16 protein-coding genes are annotated in these 15,894 nt (G+C 40.6%); 13 read left to right on the plus strand and 3 right to left on the minus strand.

Annotated elements, in window-relative coordinates; translation table 11 throughout:
• The first annotated feature begins 61 nt into the window (after positions 1-61).
• The 3 genes from EM4838_RS05875 (at position 62) to pheT (ending at position 4,180) form a co-directional block, all read left to right on the plus strand.
• Positions 62-403 (plus strand): winged helix-turn-helix transcriptional regulator, encoded by a 342-nt coding sequence (locus EM4838_RS05875; RefSeq protein WP_019724054.1) that lies wholly within the window; start codon positions 62-64, stop codon positions 401-403.
• Positions 404-711: 308 nt separating this feature from the next.
• On the plus strand, positions 712-1,755 hold the full coding sequence (gene pheS, locus EM4838_RS05880; RefSeq protein ID WP_071867821.1) for a phenylalanine--tRNA ligase subunit alpha: 1,044 nt from the start codon (positions 712-714) through the stop codon (positions 1,753-1,755).
• 4 nt (positions 1,756-1,759) lie between these two features.
• The gene (pheT, locus tag EM4838_RS05885) at positions 1,760-4,180 is read left to right on the plus strand and encodes a phenylalanine--tRNA ligase subunit beta (protein WP_071867820.1); all 2,421 of its coding nucleotides are present in this window, start codon (positions 1,760-1,762) and stop codon (positions 4,178-4,180) included.
• A gap of 70 nt (positions 4,181-4,250) precedes the next feature.
• Here the strand turns inward: pheT and trpS are convergent, their stop codons facing one another.
• Positions 4,251-5,264 carry a tryptophan--tRNA ligase gene (gene trpS / locus EM4838_RS05890; protein ID WP_019724057.1) on the minus strand — a complete coding sequence of 338 codons (1,014 nt, stop codon included), beginning with the start codon at positions 5,262-5,264 and terminating at the stop codon, positions 4,251-4,253.
• Between the two features lie 253 nt (positions 5,265-5,517).
• Between trpS and EM4838_RS05895 the strand changes: the two genes are divergently transcribed.
• The 8 genes from EM4838_RS05895 to cbpB all read left to right on the plus strand — a co-directional run bounded on the left by EM4838_RS05895 (position 5,518) and on the right by cbpB (position 11,935).
• Positions 5,518-6,255: an amino acid ABC transporter ATP-binding protein gene (locus tag EM4838_RS05895; RefSeq protein WP_010735594.1), complete on the plus strand. Its 738-nt coding sequence runs from the start codon at positions 5,518-5,520 to the stop codon at positions 6,253-6,255.
• Positions 6,256-6,268: 13 nt separating this feature from the next.
• Positions 6,269-7,084: a transporter substrate-binding domain-containing protein gene (locus tag EM4838_RS05900; RefSeq protein ID WP_019724510.1), complete on the plus strand. Its 816-nt coding sequence runs from the start codon at positions 6,269-6,271 to the stop codon at positions 7,082-7,084.
• A 12-nt stretch (positions 7,085-7,096) separates the two neighbouring features.
• The gene (locus tag EM4838_RS05905; RefSeq protein WP_071867819.1) at positions 7,097-7,744 is read left to right on the plus strand and encodes an amino acid ABC transporter permease; all 648 of its coding nucleotides are present in this window, start codon (positions 7,097-7,099) and stop codon (positions 7,742-7,744) included.
• Between the two features lie 14 nt (positions 7,745-7,758).
• The gene (locus EM4838_RS05910) at positions 7,759-8,415 is read left to right on the plus strand and encodes an amino acid ABC transporter permease (protein WP_071867818.1); all 657 of its coding nucleotides are present in this window, start codon (positions 7,759-7,761) and stop codon (positions 8,413-8,415) included.
• Positions 8,416-8,629: 214 nt separating this feature from the next.
• Entirely contained in the window at positions 8,630-9,457 is an 828-nt protein-coding gene (gene racE, locus EM4838_RS05915) for a glutamate racemase (RefSeq protein ID WP_071867817.1), read from the plus strand.
• Positions 9,457-10,809, plus strand: coding sequence for a ribonuclease PH (gene rph, locus EM4838_RS05920; RefSeq protein ID WP_071867835.1), 1,353 nt, complete (start codon positions 9,457-9,459; stop codon positions 10,807-10,809). Before racE ends, rph begins: the two co-directional genes overlap by 1 nt.
• Positions 10,810-11,322 (plus strand): metallophosphoesterase, encoded by a 513-nt coding sequence (locus EM4838_RS05925; protein ID WP_071867816.1) that lies wholly within the window; start codon positions 10,810-10,812, stop codon positions 11,320-11,322.
• 106 nt (positions 11,323-11,428) lie between these two features.
• On the plus strand, positions 11,429-11,935 hold the full coding sequence (gene cbpB / locus EM4838_RS05930; RefSeq protein ID WP_071867815.1) for a cyclic-di-AMP-binding protein CbpB: 507 nt from the start codon (positions 11,429-11,431) through the stop codon (positions 11,933-11,935).
• Between the two features lie 279 nt (positions 11,936-12,214).
• On the opposite strand, the gene EM4838_RS05935 is transcribed toward cbpB, so the two are convergent.
• Positions 12,215-13,132: a mechanosensitive ion channel family protein gene (locus EM4838_RS05935; RefSeq protein ID WP_010735586.1), complete on the minus strand. Its 918-nt coding sequence runs from the start codon at positions 13,130-13,132 to the stop codon at positions 12,215-12,217.
• A gap of 177 nt (positions 13,133-13,309) precedes the next feature.
• Here EM4838_RS05935 and EM4838_RS05940 point away from each other — a divergent pair, with 177 nt between their 5' ends.
• Positions 13,310-14,323: a branched-chain amino acid aminotransferase gene (locus EM4838_RS05940; RefSeq protein WP_071867814.1), complete on the plus strand. Its 1,014-nt coding sequence runs from the start codon at positions 13,310-13,312 to the stop codon at positions 14,321-14,323.
• 66 nt (positions 14,324-14,389) lie between these two features.
• On the opposite strand, the gene fabI is transcribed toward EM4838_RS05940, so the two are convergent.
• Entirely contained in the window at positions 14,390-15,145 is a 756-nt protein-coding gene (fabI, locus tag EM4838_RS05945) for an enoyl-ACP reductase FabI (protein ID WP_010735584.1), read from the minus strand.
• Positions 15,146-15,355: 210 nt separating this feature from the next.
• On the opposite strand from fabI, the gene fabZ reads away from it, so the two are divergent.
• The gene (gene fabZ, locus EM4838_RS05950) at positions 15,356-15,796 is read left to right on the plus strand and encodes a 3-hydroxyacyl-ACP dehydratase FabZ (RefSeq protein WP_071867813.1); all 441 of its coding nucleotides are present in this window, start codon (positions 15,356-15,358) and stop codon (positions 15,794-15,796) included.
• Positions 15,797-15,894: the final 98 nt, after the last annotated feature.

The raw sequence follows: 15,894 nt of genomic DNA on the forward strand, positions 1-15,894 counted from the left end.
GAGCAAACTGGACTTACACTTTGTAAGTAATATGCTATACTCATGAAAAGAGGTGAGTAAGATGGAGCTAACACAGACAGAATTCATTCTGTGTCCCAAATTTGAAAAAACATTCTCGATTTTAGGGAAAAAATGGAATGGATTGATTATCGATGTATTACTCGAAAATGGTCCGCAGCGCTTTGTTGATCTCTCTGCAAAAATCCCGATGGTCAGTGACCGTGTCTTGGTCGAACGATTAAAAGAGCTTGAAAAAGAAAAGATCGTTACCCGTAATTTTTCGTGTAATGAATCCAGCCGTTCAGAATATATGCTGACAGAAAAAGGGGCAGATCTACAAAAAGCGATGGTCCAGTTGCAGCTTTGGAGTGAGAAATGGGTCACACCCGAAGAATGCAGTTGATTTTGCATCAAAAATCTTGTACACTAGTTTTTAGTTGAATAGACAAAAAGAATGTTGACGAAAAAGAGTAGTTTGGCTAAACCAGTATAGGGAGATCTGTCATGGACTGAAAGCAGATCCTGTGTTTGAAAAATGAAGTTCACTTTCCGAGTTCGTCTGAGAGATTTTTCAGACCGGCAGTATATCTGTCGTTATTAAAATGAGTGTACGATCTCGTTGGGATCGTAAATTAGGATGGTAACGCGAAGACCTCGTTCCTTGATAGGAATGAGGTCTTTTTTGTAGTTGAATTTAAAGGAGGAAATCGCATGTCTTTACAAGCACAACTCGAAAGCTTGAAAGAAGCAACGATCGTCAAGATCAAGCAGGCGCAGGATTTGAAAGAACTAAATCAAATCCGTGTCGAAACATTAGGGAAAAAAGGACCGATCACTGAGGTCTTACGAGGAATGAAAGATCTAAGTGCCGAAGAACGTCCGAAAGTGGGAAGCTTTGCCAATGAGATCCGTGATCTATTGACACAAGAAATCGAAGAGAGAAAAGCAGTATTGGAAACCGCTGCAATGAATGAAGCATTAGAAAAAGAAACAATCGATGTCACGCTTCCAGGTCGCTCAGTCAAACAAGGGACACGCCATATCTTGACGCAGATCATGGAAGAAATCGAAGATATTTTTGTCGGCATGGGGTATCAAATCGTTGAAGGATATGAAGTCGAGTCAGACCATTACAACTTTGAACGAATGAATTTACCAAAAGACCATCCAGCGCGTGATATGCAAGATACTTTCTATATCTCAGAAGAAATCTTGATCCGTACGCATACGTCGCCTGTCCAAGCACGTACCATGGAAAAACATGATTTTTCAAAAGGTGCGCTACGCATGATCTCACCAGGAAAAGTTTTCCGACGTGATACGGATGATGCAACACACAGCCATCAATTCCATCAAATCGAAGGATTGGTGATTGACAAGAACGTGACGATGGGTGATCTAAAAGGAACACTTGAAGTCGTGATGAAGAAAATGTTTGGGGAAGATCGCCAAATCCGTTTACGCCCAAGCTATTTCCCATTTACAGAACCATCTGTTGAAGTCGATGTCAGCTGTTTCAAATGCGGTGGTTCAGGCTGTAACGTCTGCAAACACACAGGTTGGATCGAGATCTTAGGTGCTGGTATGGTTCATCCAAATGTCTTGGAAATGTCAGGGATCGATCCTGAAGAATACTCCGGATTTGCTTTTGGACTTGGCCCAGATCGTGTCGCAATGTTACGTTATGGGGTCAACGATATTCGTAATTTCTATCAAAATGACTTGCGCTTCTTAAGTCAGTTCAAGGGGGAGTAAAAGAATGTTAGTATCATATAAATGGCTGAATCAATACGTTGATTTATCAAATGTGACACCGCAAGAACTTGCAGACAAAATGTCCGTCACAGGAATCGAAGTCGAAGGTGTGACTGTACCTGAAGAAGGCTTGAAGAAAATCGTTGTCGGAGAAGTGAAGGAATGTATTCCGCATCCTGATTCGGATCATCTATCGATCTGTCAAGTCGATATCGGCGAAGAGGAATTATCACAAATCGTTTGTGGAGCACCGAATGTCAAAGCAGGAATCAAAGTCATCGTGGCTTTACCAAATTCACGGATTGCGGGCAATGTCAAAATCAAAAAAGGCAAGATGCGCGGACAAGTTTCAAATGGGATGATCTGTGCTTTGCAAGAAATCGGTTATTCTGACAGTGTCGTACCGAAAGAATATTCAGAAGGCATCTACTATTTGCCACAAGAAGCGGTCAATGGGGAACCAGTCTTTTCTTATCTAGATATGGACGATGCCATCATCGAATTATCCATCACACCAAACCGTGCGGATGCACTATCAATGAGAGGTGTGGCGTATGAAGTTGGCGCGATCTATCGCCAAAAACCAACATTCAATGATGAAAAGTTAGTAGAAGTTGAACGTAAAGCTTCAGAAAAAATTGCGGTAAAAGTAGAAGATGAGGAATTGGTACCAGCATACCAAATCCGTATCATTGAAAACGTCAAGATCCAACCGAGTCCACAATGGCTGCAAAATATCTTGATGAACGAAGGAATCCGACCAATCAATAACGTCGTTGATATCACAAACTATATCTTGTTATTGTTCGGTCAACCGTTACATGCATTTGACTATGATAAGTTAGGTTCAGAAGAAATCGTGGTACGTCATGCAGCAGAAAAAGAGAACATCGTGACGTTAGATGGTGAAACGCGCACATTGACCTCAGAAGACTTGGTCATCACGAATGGACAAGTGCCAGTCGCCTTAGCTGGGGTAATGGGCGGACAAGACTCAGAGATCACAGAAACAACGACAACCGTTGCGTTAGAATCTGCTCTATTCGATCCAATCTCGATTCGTCGCACAGCAAAACGTTTCAATTTACGTAGTGAATCATCTGCGCGCTTTGAAAAAGGTATCAATAAAGGAACCGTTGGCGAAGCAAGTGATGTTGCAGCGGCGATGATCGTTGCTTTAGCAGGAGGAGAAGTATTACAAGGAGCGGTCAAAGGTTCTGAGTATCAAGCAAAAGAAGTCGAAGTACAGATCACATTGAACCGCATCAACCAGTACCTTGGCACAGCCTTAAATGTCGCTGAAGTAAGTGAGATCTTTGAAGCATTAGGATTCGGCTATCACGTCGATGGAGAAACTTATACTGTTGTTGTGCCTCCAAGACGTTGGGATATCCAGATCGAAGCAGACATCATCGAAGAAGTGGCACGTATTTATGGGTATGATCGTTTGCCTTCAACGTTACCAAGCGGCGAAACAGTTGCAGGTAGTTTGACACAAGAACAAGCGACAACACGAAAGATCCGTACATTACTCGAAGGCAGTGGTCTAACTGAAGCCATTAGTTATGCACTGACAACGGAAGATAAATCTCGTCAATTCGCTTTGAAAGAAACAGCCATCACTCGCTTGGATTGGCCGATGAGCGAAGACCGTTCTGTCTTACGTATGAACCTGATCAGTGGTCTATTGGATAACGTCCAATATAACACTGCACGTAAAAATGCAGATGTCGCATTTTATGAAGTGGGTCGCGTCTTCTATCAAGAAAATGATCCGTTGACTCATCTGCCACAAGAAGTCACTCACGTAGCTCTTGCGGTATCTGGCACATGGGAAGAGAAAAGTTGGCAAAGTAAGCCACAAGCGGTTGATTTCTTTACAGTAAAAGGAATATTAGAGAATGTATTCGAACAACTTTCCATCAAAGAGGAAATCACTTATCAAGCGTTGACAACGATTGATGAGCTTCATCCAGGTCGTACAGCAGCCATTTATTTAGGTGAAACAATGATCGGGTTTGTTGGTCAAGTACATCCTATGACTGCTAAAGCTTACGATATTCCAGAAACGTATGTGGCAGAGTTTGATTTAGCAACAGTCGTGGAAGCCTCACAAAAAGGCATCACTTTCCAACCAGTCACAAAATTCCCAAGTGTGACGCGTGACATTGCCATGTTAGTAGCTGAACAAGTGACGAATCAAGAAATCGTTCGCACGATCCAAGCAGCTGCTGGCCGATTCTTGACAAATGTCGAACTATTCGATGTCTACCAAGGAGCAAATATTGAAGCAGGGCATAAATCAGTCGCCTATACGTTAAGCTTTGAAAATCCCGAAGCAACGTTGACAGATGAAGAAATCAACCAAGCAATGAGCAAGGTTGAAAAGGCGTTGACAGAAACAGTCGATGCAAGTATTCGTTAAACCTTAATAATAGAAGAAAAAACTGGAACAAAAATCATTCAATGATTTTTGTTCCAGCTTTTTTGTGTGATTACTGATTGAAATAATTGATGCCCATTGCCGCTTTCACTTCAGAAAGTGTGGCTGCCGCAACTTTAGCGGCTTCTTCACTACCATGACGTAAGATATCCATCACGGCTTGTGGGTCCTTCGCCAATTCTTCACGACGTGCGCGGATCGGTGCGAACTCTGCTTCTAATACGTCGATCAAGTAACGCTTGATTTTCACGTCACCGAGTCCACCACGACGATAGTGGGCTTTCATCTCTTCGATTGCTTCTTTGTCTGTACCAAAAACATCTAAGTAAGTAAAGACCATATTGCCTTCGACTTGTCCTGGATCTTGGACATGGATGTGATTTGGATCAGTATACATACTCATGACTTTTTTCTGTAAGACATCGGCAGGATCAGAAATGTAGATGCCATTTCCTAATGATTTACTCATTTTTCCGTTGCCATCGATTCCAGGTAAACGGCCCATCCCTTTAGGAGGGAAGACGCCTTTCGGCTCAACTAGCACTTCACCGTAGGTATGATTGAAGCTTTGGACGATCTCTTGCGTTTGTTCCAACATTGGTTTTTGGTCTTCACCAACTGGTACCAAATTAGCTTTGAACGCAGTGATGTCAGCAGCTTGTGAGACAGGGTAGATAAAAAATCCTGTTGGGACACTTTCGCCAAATTTCTTTTGCTCGATCTCTGTTTTTACGGTCGGGTTACGACGCACACGACCAACACTCACTAAGTTTAAGTAATACATTGTCAACTCAGCTAATTCAGGGATCTGTGACTGGATAAACAATGTTGATTTGGCAGGATCTAAACCAACCGATAAGTAATCTAAAGCAACTTCTAATACATTGGAAGACACTTTTTCAGGGTCTTTCGCATTGTCAGTCAAGGCTTGCATATCTGCGATCATTACGAACAACTGATTGTTCTCATCCGCTTGCATTTCTACACGTTTTTTCAAAGACCCGACATAATGGCCTAAGTGTAGTTTGCCAGTAGGACGGTCTCCTGTTAAAATAATATTTTTCAAAAAAGAACACCTCTTTGTAATTTCTAAGACTAATACTTAATATCTTACCGTTTTTTTGCAGAATTAACAACAGGATAAACCGAAAATCATTGAAAAAATCAATTAGGAAATCGTTATTTATACAAATGGTAAAAGAAAACAGACAAAGGAATTTTCTTGGAAACTTTACAAGTTGCTTCGCTTTCGGATATAATGTGTTCTATTATATATCTTTAAATGAAATCTTACTAAATAATAATGGGAGTGTAATGTTATGACAATGATTAAATTTGATAGCGTGGAAAAGTATTACGGCAAATTCCATGCGTTGAAAAACATCAATCTTGAGTTTGAAAAAGGGGAAGTTGTCGTTGTCATTGGTCCATCAGGATCAGGAAAAAGTACGATGCTTCGCTGTATCAACGGCTTGGAAACAATCACTTCAGGAAAGCTCTTGATCAATGATGTTGATATTCGCGATAAAAACACAAAATTGACGGAGATTAGAAAAAATGTCGGAATGGTCTTTCAACATTTTAATCTTTACCCCAATAAAACAGTTTTAGAAAACATCACATTGGCACCAATCAAAGTATTAAAACAAGATGAGGCAACTGCTGTAAAAAATGCGGAAAAGTTTTTAAAGACAGTCAATATGCTAGATAAAAAAGATTCCTATCCTTCCATGTTATCTGGTGGACAACAACAGCGTGTAGCGATTGCTCGTGGCTTAGCGATGAATCCCGAAATGCTGTTATTTGACGAGCCAACATCTGCCTTGGACCCAGAGATGATCGGCGATGTCTTGGACGTAATGAAAAAATTGGCAAGAGACGGCATGTCAATGATCGTGGTCACCCATGAAATGGGCTTTGCGAAAGAAGTGGCAGATCGTGTCATTTTTATGGCGGATGGACAAGTATTAGAAGATAGTCGCGATGTGCGCAATTTCTTCGATGATCCAAAAGAAGAACGTGCAAAACAATTTATCAGTAAAGTAATCAATCATTGATAGGAGGAACGATATGCGTAAGACAACATTCACTCGTTTATTATTTCTTTTTGGGCTAGTATTTCTAGTATTGAGCGGCTGTAAAGGTAGCAGTTTGGCAGAAAAAGATATTTTGACTCGTAGCAAAGAAACGAACGAGATCATTTGGGGTGTCAAATACGATACACGATTGTTTGGGATGATGGATATCGAAAGCCGCACAGTTCAAGGGTTTGATATCGATATCGCCAAAGCAATCACGAAGAAGATTTTAGGAGAGGACGGAAAAGCAGAGTTTGTCGAAGTCACTTCTAAAACAAGAATCCCATTATTAAAAAATGGGAATATCGATGCAATCATTGCGACGATGACGATTACCGAAGAACGTAAAAAGCAAGTCGATTTCTCTTCAGTTTATTTTGACGCCGGACAATCATTGCTCGTTGAAAAGGGTAGTCCCATCAAAAGTGTGGAGGATCTAAACGCTGAAACGACTGTTTTAGCGGTAAAAGGCTCGACTTCAGCTGCCAACATCAGAGAACATGCACCTGATGCACGGATCTTGGAGTTAGAGAACTATGCCGAAGCATTTACTGCCTTACAATCGGGGCAAGGCGATGCCATGACAACAGATAATGCGATCTTACTCGGAATGGCAGCGGAGAACCCTAGCTATGAATTAGCAGGAGGAACATTTACCGAAGAGCCTTATGGGATTGCAATCAACAAAGGACAAGAAAATTTCTTGGATGCAGTCAACCAAGCATTAGCAGAAATGGTTGAAGACGGCACCTACGATAAGATTTATGAAAAATGGTTCCCAGATACGACTCAGGGAAAAATTGATTAAGGAGGGAATAAAATGAGTGAATTGATACAAACTTATGGGCCAGCCTTCCTTGATGGATTTAAAGTAACGATCCTATCAAGTGTCTTGGCGCTTTTATTCAGTTTGATCATCGGAACGTTGATGGCGATTTTTCAATTGTCACACAATAAATGGATTCGTGGTTTTGCGAAAGCCTATGTTGAATTTTTTAGGAATATCCCGTTATTGATCATCGTGATGTTCTTCTATGTCGTATTACCACTTTATTGGATCAGCTTTGACGGTTTTCAAGCAGGAACGATCGGGCTGACGATCTATACTTCCGCATTTATTGCAGAAACTGTTCGTTCTGGCATCCAAACTGTGCCAAAAGGTCAAATGGAGGCTGGTCTTTCATCGGGGTTTACTTACTCAGAAACAATGCGATACATCGTATTGCCACAGGCATTTAAAATCGTTATCCCACCATTAGGCAATCAATTTATCAATTTGGTCAAAAATTCATCGATTTTAGCAATTGTCGCTGGTTTGGATATCATGTACCAAGGGGATTTGATTGCCAGTGAGACGTTCAACACGTTTGATACCTATATCATTGTCGGTTTATTTTACTTGATCATTACCTTACCATTGTCTTATTTGATGGTTTATCTTGAGAAAAAATGGGCAGTTCGTTCATAGAAAGGAGAATCTCAATGGATTTTAGTGGTGCATTTTCATGGATGAATATTCGCTTTTTACTGGAAGGACTAAAAGTAACGATCGAAGTTTCGCTCTTCTCCATCATTTTTAGTTTTTTGATCGGTGGGCTGACAGGTGTTCTTCGTTTTGCGAGTATTCCTTATTTATCAAAAATAGTAGGTTTGATTATCGACATCATTCGTAATCTGCCATTATTGCTTATCATCTTTTTCACTTATTTTGCTTTGCCGCAAATCGGTATCCAAATGAACATCTTTTGGTCAGCAGTTGCAGCATTGACGATTTTTGAATCTGCCATGTTATCAGAGATTTTCCGTGCAGGTTTGAATGCTGTGCCGAAAGGTCAGATGGAAGCAGGACTTTCTACGGGGTTAAGCTATGTGGAAACGATGCGTACGATCATCATGCCGCAAGCATTCAAGTCAATGATCCCTGCCATTGTCAGTCAGTTGATCTCATTGATCAAAGACACTTCTTTAGCGGTGATTATCTCGTTACCAGAGTTGACGCACCAAGCGCGGATCATTTACGGCCAAAATACTAATTATGTCTTACCAATGTTCGTTATGATGACTTTCATGTATTTTGTCGTATGTTACGCACTTTCTTTACTTTCTTCTTACCTAGAAAGAAGAAAGTACAGCTATTAGTAGAAAAAATCGTATTTTAAATGGTAATTAAGAAGGAATCCACGAAATTTTTTAAAAAAATTTTTTGTGGATTCCTTCTTACTGTCATCCAAAAATTCCATCGATATACAAGTAGGATCGCAATGTTGGAAAAGAGCCGGAAAGCAGATTGTAGGACTTGATAATTCACGTCAAAAAGTCCACAATATAGAAGGTAGAATTTTTTTGAAAAAGGATGATTCGATTGACAGATAAACGTCCGATCGGTTTTATTGATTCAGGGGTTGGCGGTCTTACAGTCGTCAAAGAAGCATTGAAGCAATTGCCGAATGAAAACATATTATACGTTGGCGATACCGCGCGCTGTCCATATGGACCAAGACCCGCAGAGCAAGTGATCGCTTATACATGGGAAATGACGAATTATTTAGTTGAAAAAGGCATAAAGATGCTTGTGATTGCCTGTAATACGGCAACTGCGGTCGCATTAGAAGAAATCAAAGCAACACTCTCGATTCCAGTGATCGGTGTGATTTTGCCAGGAACGAGAGCGGCAGTCAAGCAGACGAAAAATCATCGAGTAGGGGTGATTGGAACAATTGGTACCGTCAAAAGTGCTGCTTACGAGACGGCATTATTGGATAAAGCACCCGAACTGAAAGTTACCAGCTTGGCGTGTCCAAAGTTTGTTTCAGTCGTAGAAAGTAAAGAATACCGATCATCAGTCGCTAAAAAAATCGTGGCTCAAACTTTGCTTCCATTAGAATTAAAAGGGATCGATACCTTGATTTTAGGTTGCACCCATTATCCGCTCCTTCGCCCAATCATTCAGAATGTTATGGGGGATAAAGTCATGCTGATCGATTCAGGAGCAGAAACGATTGGCGAAGTTTCGATGTTACTTGACTATTTTGAAATCAGTAATTCACCACAAAATGGCCGAACGCTTTGTCAGTTTTATACGACAGGATCAGCTAAAATGTTCCATGAGATTGCCCAAGATTGGTTAGGATTAAAAGAACTGATCGTTGAATCGATTGATTTAGGAGGAAAAGAGCAATGATGCGTCATGACGGAAGAAATGTCCAAGATTTACGTAAAATCACGATTGAAACAAATGTGCTAAAGCATCCAGAAGGATCAGTTTTGATCAGCTTTGGCGATACGAAAGTGATTTGTGCGGCAACGGTTGAAGAGTCAGTGCCCCCCTTTTTAAAAGGGACTGGTAAAGGATGGGTGACAGCAGAATACAGTATGTTGCCTCGCGCCACGAATACGAGAAATCGTCGTGAAAGCAGCAAAGGTAAGTTAAGTGGACGGACGATGGAGATCCAACGCTTGATCGGTCGTTCGTTGCGTGCGGTCGTCGATCTCGAGAAACTTGGTGAACGTAGTATCATCGTTGATTGTGACGTGATCCAAGCAGACGGTGGCACCCGAACAGCAAGTATTACAGGTGCATTTGTGGCTTTAAGATTAGCAATCGAAAAATTATTACAGACAAAAGTGTTAGCGAATGATCCAATCAAAGAACATTTAGCCGCCATCAGTGTAGGGATTTTAGCTGATGGGACATGTGTGACTGATTTGGATTATCACGAAGACGTGGCAGCGGAAGTCGACATGAACTTAGTGATGACGGAATCAGGCAGATTTGTGGAGATCCAAGGCACAGGCGAAGAAGCTACCTTTGATGGTGAACAATTGAACGAAATGCTTGTTTATGGTAAAACAGCGATCGAATCACTGATTTTTGAACAAAAAAATGTTTTGTTGAGCGAATGGTCAGACACTACGCCTGAACCGACAGAAAAAACGATTGTGATTGCTACTCGAAACGCAGGCAAAGCAGAAGAGTTCCGTACCTTATTTGCGAAGGAAGGCTATACAGTCAAAACATTGTTCGATTATCCTGAGATACCTGATGTCGAAGAAACAGGTACAACATTCGAAGAAAACGCCCGGTTAAAAGCAGAAACGATTGCTCAAGTATTGAACCAGCCAGTATTGGCGGATGACTCTGGCCTGAAAGTCGATGCGTTAGGTGGCAGACCAGGAGTTTATTCTGCCCGTTTTGCTGGCGAACATAAGAGTGATGCGGCAAATAACGCAAAACTGCTTTTTGAATTAACCGATGTAGCTGATGAAGAACGCACCGCACAATTTCATTGTACGTTGGTTTTTGCTGAACCAAATAAAGAAAGTTTAGTCGTGGAAGCAGAGTGGCCTGGACGAATTGGTCGGATACCTAAAGGCGAAAATGGCTTTGGCTATGACCCTTTGTTCATTCCTGATGGGTACACTCAAACAGCGGCAGAAATCTCAAGTGAAGAAAAAAATAACCATAGTCACCGAGGCATGGCCATGGCAAAACTAAGCCAAGTTTGGCAGGCATGGTTGGAAGGAGTGGAGTAGATGCGCTATTTAGTCGTTAGTGACAATCATGGGGATCGAGCAATCATCAAAGAATTGCTGTCCCAATACCAAAATCAAGTTGATTATTTTTTTCATTGCGGTGATTCAGAACTTGACGCAACAGATGAAGTTTGGGAAACTTATTTCGGTGTACAAGGCAATTGTGATTTCGGCACAGACTTTGAGACTAAACGAGTTGTAGATACTGGGCTTGATCGGGTATATATGACTCACGGCCATTTATCGAATGTCCGCTTTGGTTTGACTCAGTTAGCCCTTGAAGCAAAAGAGCAACACGCAACGATTGCTCTTTTTGGTCACACCCATCAACTAGGGTGTGAATTTGAAGAAGGTATCTTGTTCTTGAATCCAGGAAGCATCTCCCAACCTCGAGGAATGATCCAAATCCCAGCATACGCAATCATCGAGAGTACGAAAGAGACACTTGCTGTCCAGTACTATAATCGATCACACAAAAAAATCGATAACATGGCATTTGAATATAAACGCTGACAAACAAACTCTAATTTTTGCTAAAAATAGAAATGTTTGTATAGATTTTGCATCCGTTTTCGGTAAAATAGAGATATTGAAAGAATTTGAAATGGAGGGCCAATACATGATTGGACCAATTGTAAGAGAGTTATTACTGCAAAATCAAGAGACATTTTTGGTTCCAGCAGAAAACGTGGCAAATGTTATGTATCAACATCCGTTATCGCATGGACTATTAGTTTTATCGAAAGTGGGCTACACTAAAATCCCTGTCTTAGGGAAAGATGATCGCTTTGTTGGTCTAGTCAGTCTATCAAATGTTGTCAATAAGATGATGGATCTACAAACAATCAGTATGGAACCATTAGAAGGCCTAACAGTGGCTGATGTAATGGAAACCGATGTACCAACCATTGATGAAAATTGGGAACTAGAAGAAGTTCTTCATTTACTAGTTGATGCTTCGTTCTTGCCAGTCGTCACAGAGGATAAAGTGTTCAAAGGAATCATCACACGAAAAGAGTTACTGAAAGCAGTCAATTACATGGTACACGAATTAGAACGCCAAAATATTGTATCACCTAAAATAGATGTAGATGAATTGAGAGAAAGAATCGATATCGTTAGTTAAAGGTAATTGATCCTACTCACTAAAGATAAAGACATAAAACAAACGAAGCGACGCCCAAAAGTTAGACTATATTTCTAACTTTTGGACGTCGCTTTATTTGTTGTATTAAGGAATGACACGAGTGGTAATAAAGTTTGTCCTGAGAATCAAATACTTTAGTCATTTTAGACATTTTTCTAATGATTAAAAAAAGAGGTCAAACCTAAACACTTCTGTTCATTCGGTATTAAGTGGTAGGAGAGGGCTAATGTCCCACTCCCAGCGTAGACACTACATAAACTATTTCAACACGATTGGTGTATTTGGGATGCTGTAACCGGCAGCTGTCAGTTCTTTGACATATGAACTCAAAAATTCTTCTTTCAATTCGAACTGTTTACCATTTAAAACGTAACAGATCGTCCGAATCGCAAAGTTGCTGTTGCCGATATCGACCAATCCAAAGATCGATGGCTCAGTTTGTAATTCCTCTTCGTATTTTACAGCTAACGTTTCATTGACTTTTTGAATGATCTCATAGATCTTATCATAGCCTTCTTCCGGAACGATCCGAATATCAAGAACGACTTGCATATTGGAACGAGAGAGGTTACTGATCGTTGTGATACTACGGTTTGGAATGAAGTGAACGGTACCGTCAACACCTTTGAGTTGCAGTGTCCGGATACCAACGGATACCACGGTTCCTTCGATAGTTAGATTCGTTAATTTGACATAGTCGCCTACGTCCATTTGTTGTTCCATGATGATAAAGAAGCCAGTGATTACGTCACTCATAAAGCCTTGTGCCCCTAAACCGATGGCTACTCCGGCAATCCCTGCTCCGGCTAATAGTGAACCAATCGGCACACCAATCACGGATAGGATGGCATAAATAAAGAAAAAGCCAATCGTATAATTGAAAATGGTATTTAAAAGACTTTGTAACGTTTTTAAGCGGCTACCGTTAAGAACGGTTTTTTTTGAATATTGTTTAAAAGATTTGTCGATCAAGTATTTACCGATTCGATTGATGAGTCCAAAAAGAATAATCAAAAAAATAAGGAATAATCCTTTTTGGATCATTGTAGAAAAAATCCCATCCCAATCAATATTATTCCAAAAACGTTGGAACGCATTAAGTTGACTGACCGCTTGATCGGTCAAATTTTCTCCGGTTGAGCTTGTTGTTTCTGCTGTTGCAATGAATGAAAACATAAAATCCCCTTTTCTAATTAGTCTCTTTTGTATTGTAACAAGAACAGCATAAAAATCAAAATAAATCATTAGATAAGCTACCAATCACACTTGCAATAACAAGTGGTTAAAATAAACGATGACAAATGGGAGAGATAGTGCTAAAATATTTCAAAACTGACGATTGGTGGTATGAACATGCAAATAGATTGGGATAACTTAGGATTTTCTTACATCAAAACACCTTGGCGCTTCGTTGCCAAATGGAAAGATGGAGAGTGGGAAAAAGGCGAATTGACCGAGGATAATTATCTGTCACTTCATGAAGGATCGCCCGCACTTCACTATGGCCAACAGTGCTTTGAAGGATTAAAGGCTTATCGCAGAAAAGATGGAAAGATCAATTTATTCCGTCCAGAGCAAAACAGTCGTCGCTTGAACCAGAGTGCCAGACGTTTATTGATGCCCATGGTTCCAGAAAAAATGTTTGTTGATGCAGTGAAAGAAGTCGTAAAGGCAAATGAATCCTTTGTGCCACCTTATGGTTCAGGAGCAACGTTATATTTACGTCCTTTCCTGATCGGTGTCGGAGAAAACATTGGTGTTCATCCAGCGCCTGAGTATTTGTTTGTGGTTTTCTGTACGCCTGTAGGAGCCTATTTCAAAGGTGGATTGAAACCAACGAACTTTATCGTTTCTGGTTATGACCGAGCTGCTCCGAATGGTACGGGAGCTGCCAAAGTTGGTGGAAACTACGCAGCAAGTTTATTACCAGGAACTGAAGCGAAAGAATTAAATTATTCAGATTGCGTTTACCTAGATCCAGCGACGCACACAAAAATTGAAGAAGTCGGCGCGGCGAATTTCTTTGGTATCACTAAAGACAACCAGTTCATCACACCGCAATCGCCTTCGATTTTACCAAGTATTACGAAGTATTCCTTGTTGCAGATTGCGGAAGAACGTTTGGGACTTAAAGCAGTTGAGGGAGATATCTACATCGATCAACTTGATCAATTTGCAGAAGCAGGTGCGTGTGGAACCGCAGCGGTGATTTCACCGATTGGTGGAATCTACTATAAAAATGATTTACATGTCTTTTATAGTGAGACAGAAGTAGGACCAGTAACTAAGCGCTTGTATGAAGAATTGACGGGTATCCAGTTTGGGGATATCGAAGCACCAGAAGGTTGGATCGAAGTCGTCGAATAATGTCTGGCTTTAAAAATAACTACAAAAAAATCAGCTCTCACATTGGAGGGCTGATTTTTTATTGGATCAAGATAAGTGAACACCTTTATCTACGTAAATGATATCACCGATGATCCCGCTAGATAGGGGGCTGATCAAAAAGGCACAAGTATTTCCGACTTCTTCGATCGTCACACCTTGTTGATCGGGGGTGCGTGATTCGGATAACTCGATCAATTTTTGGTAATCCTTCACACCAGTCACGGCTAACGTTTTGATCGCACCAGCAGAGATCCCATTGACACGGATTCCTTTAGGTGAGAATTCAGCGGCTAAGTAGCGAATGGCAGCTTCTAGTGAAGCTTTCGCGATGCCCATCATATTATAGTTAGGGATCGCTCGTTGTGAACCAAGATAAGACATACTTACGATCCCACTGTTAGGAGCTAAGTACTTTTGGGCATACTTCGATACAGCGATCAATGAATAGCTACTGATGTCTTGTGCTAATTGATAACCATCTCTTGAAATATCAGAAACGTTACCTGAAAGCTCTTCTTTGTTGGCATAAGCAACAGCGTGGACCAAACCATGGATCTCACCGGCATATTCACCAATCGTATCCATCGCTTTTTCGATGCTCTCATCGCTAGCGACATCACACTCTACAGTGAAGGCATCTTCACCGACTAATTTGACTAACGATTTCTTCATCCGTTCATTTTGGTACGTATAGATGATCTCAGCGCCTTGTTGCATCATTGCTTCCGCACAACCCCAAGCAATACTGCGTTTATTCGCAACACCCATGATCACGATTTTTTTTCCTTCTAAAAAAGACATATAGACACTCCTTTGATTCAATAAAAGTTTTGTTTGACGATAATATAAGTGCAAAAAAATAACTTCTTGATTTCTTATTATTCAGTAAAATGCTTTGATTGTCAAACTATTTTTTTGATGAATAAAAAATGATTGCCAAATAATCAAGAATATGATACTTTGATAATCAAAGTATTGATTACGGCTATTGCCCGAAAGAAGGAGTAAACTATGTCATACGCATTATCAGCAACGGAAGTAATGGATCTTATTCCAAACCGTTACCCAATTTGTTACATCGATTACGTGGATTCGATCGATTCAGGAAAGAAGATCATTGCAACAAAAAATGTAACGATCAATGAAGATTTTTTCCAAGGGCATTTCCCTGACAATCCGGTCATGCCAGGAGCGTTGATCCTAGAAACCCTTGCACAAGCAGGTTCGATCTTGATTTTAAAATCAGAAGAGTTCCTAGGGAAACGTGCGTATATCGGTGGGATCAACAAAGCAAAATTCCGCCAAAAAGTCGTTCCTGGGGATGTGATGAAGTGTCATTTTGAGATCATCAAAATGAAAGGACCTGTAGGGACTGCGATTTCTGAAGCTTTTGTTGACGATACAAAAGTGTGTGAATGTGAATTTACATTTATCGTCAATGAGCAAGCATAAAGATAAAAATAAACTTTAGGAACCCATAGAGAGGTTCTAAAAATATCAATAGATATGGCAATAGGGGAGCGGAAAGCAGCTTTCCACAAAAAAAGAAT

The sequence above is a fragment of the Enterococcus mundtii genome, from assembly GCF_002813755.1.
Lineage (GTDB): Bacteria > Bacillota > Bacilli > Lactobacillales > Enterococcaceae > Enterococcus_B > Enterococcus_B mundtii.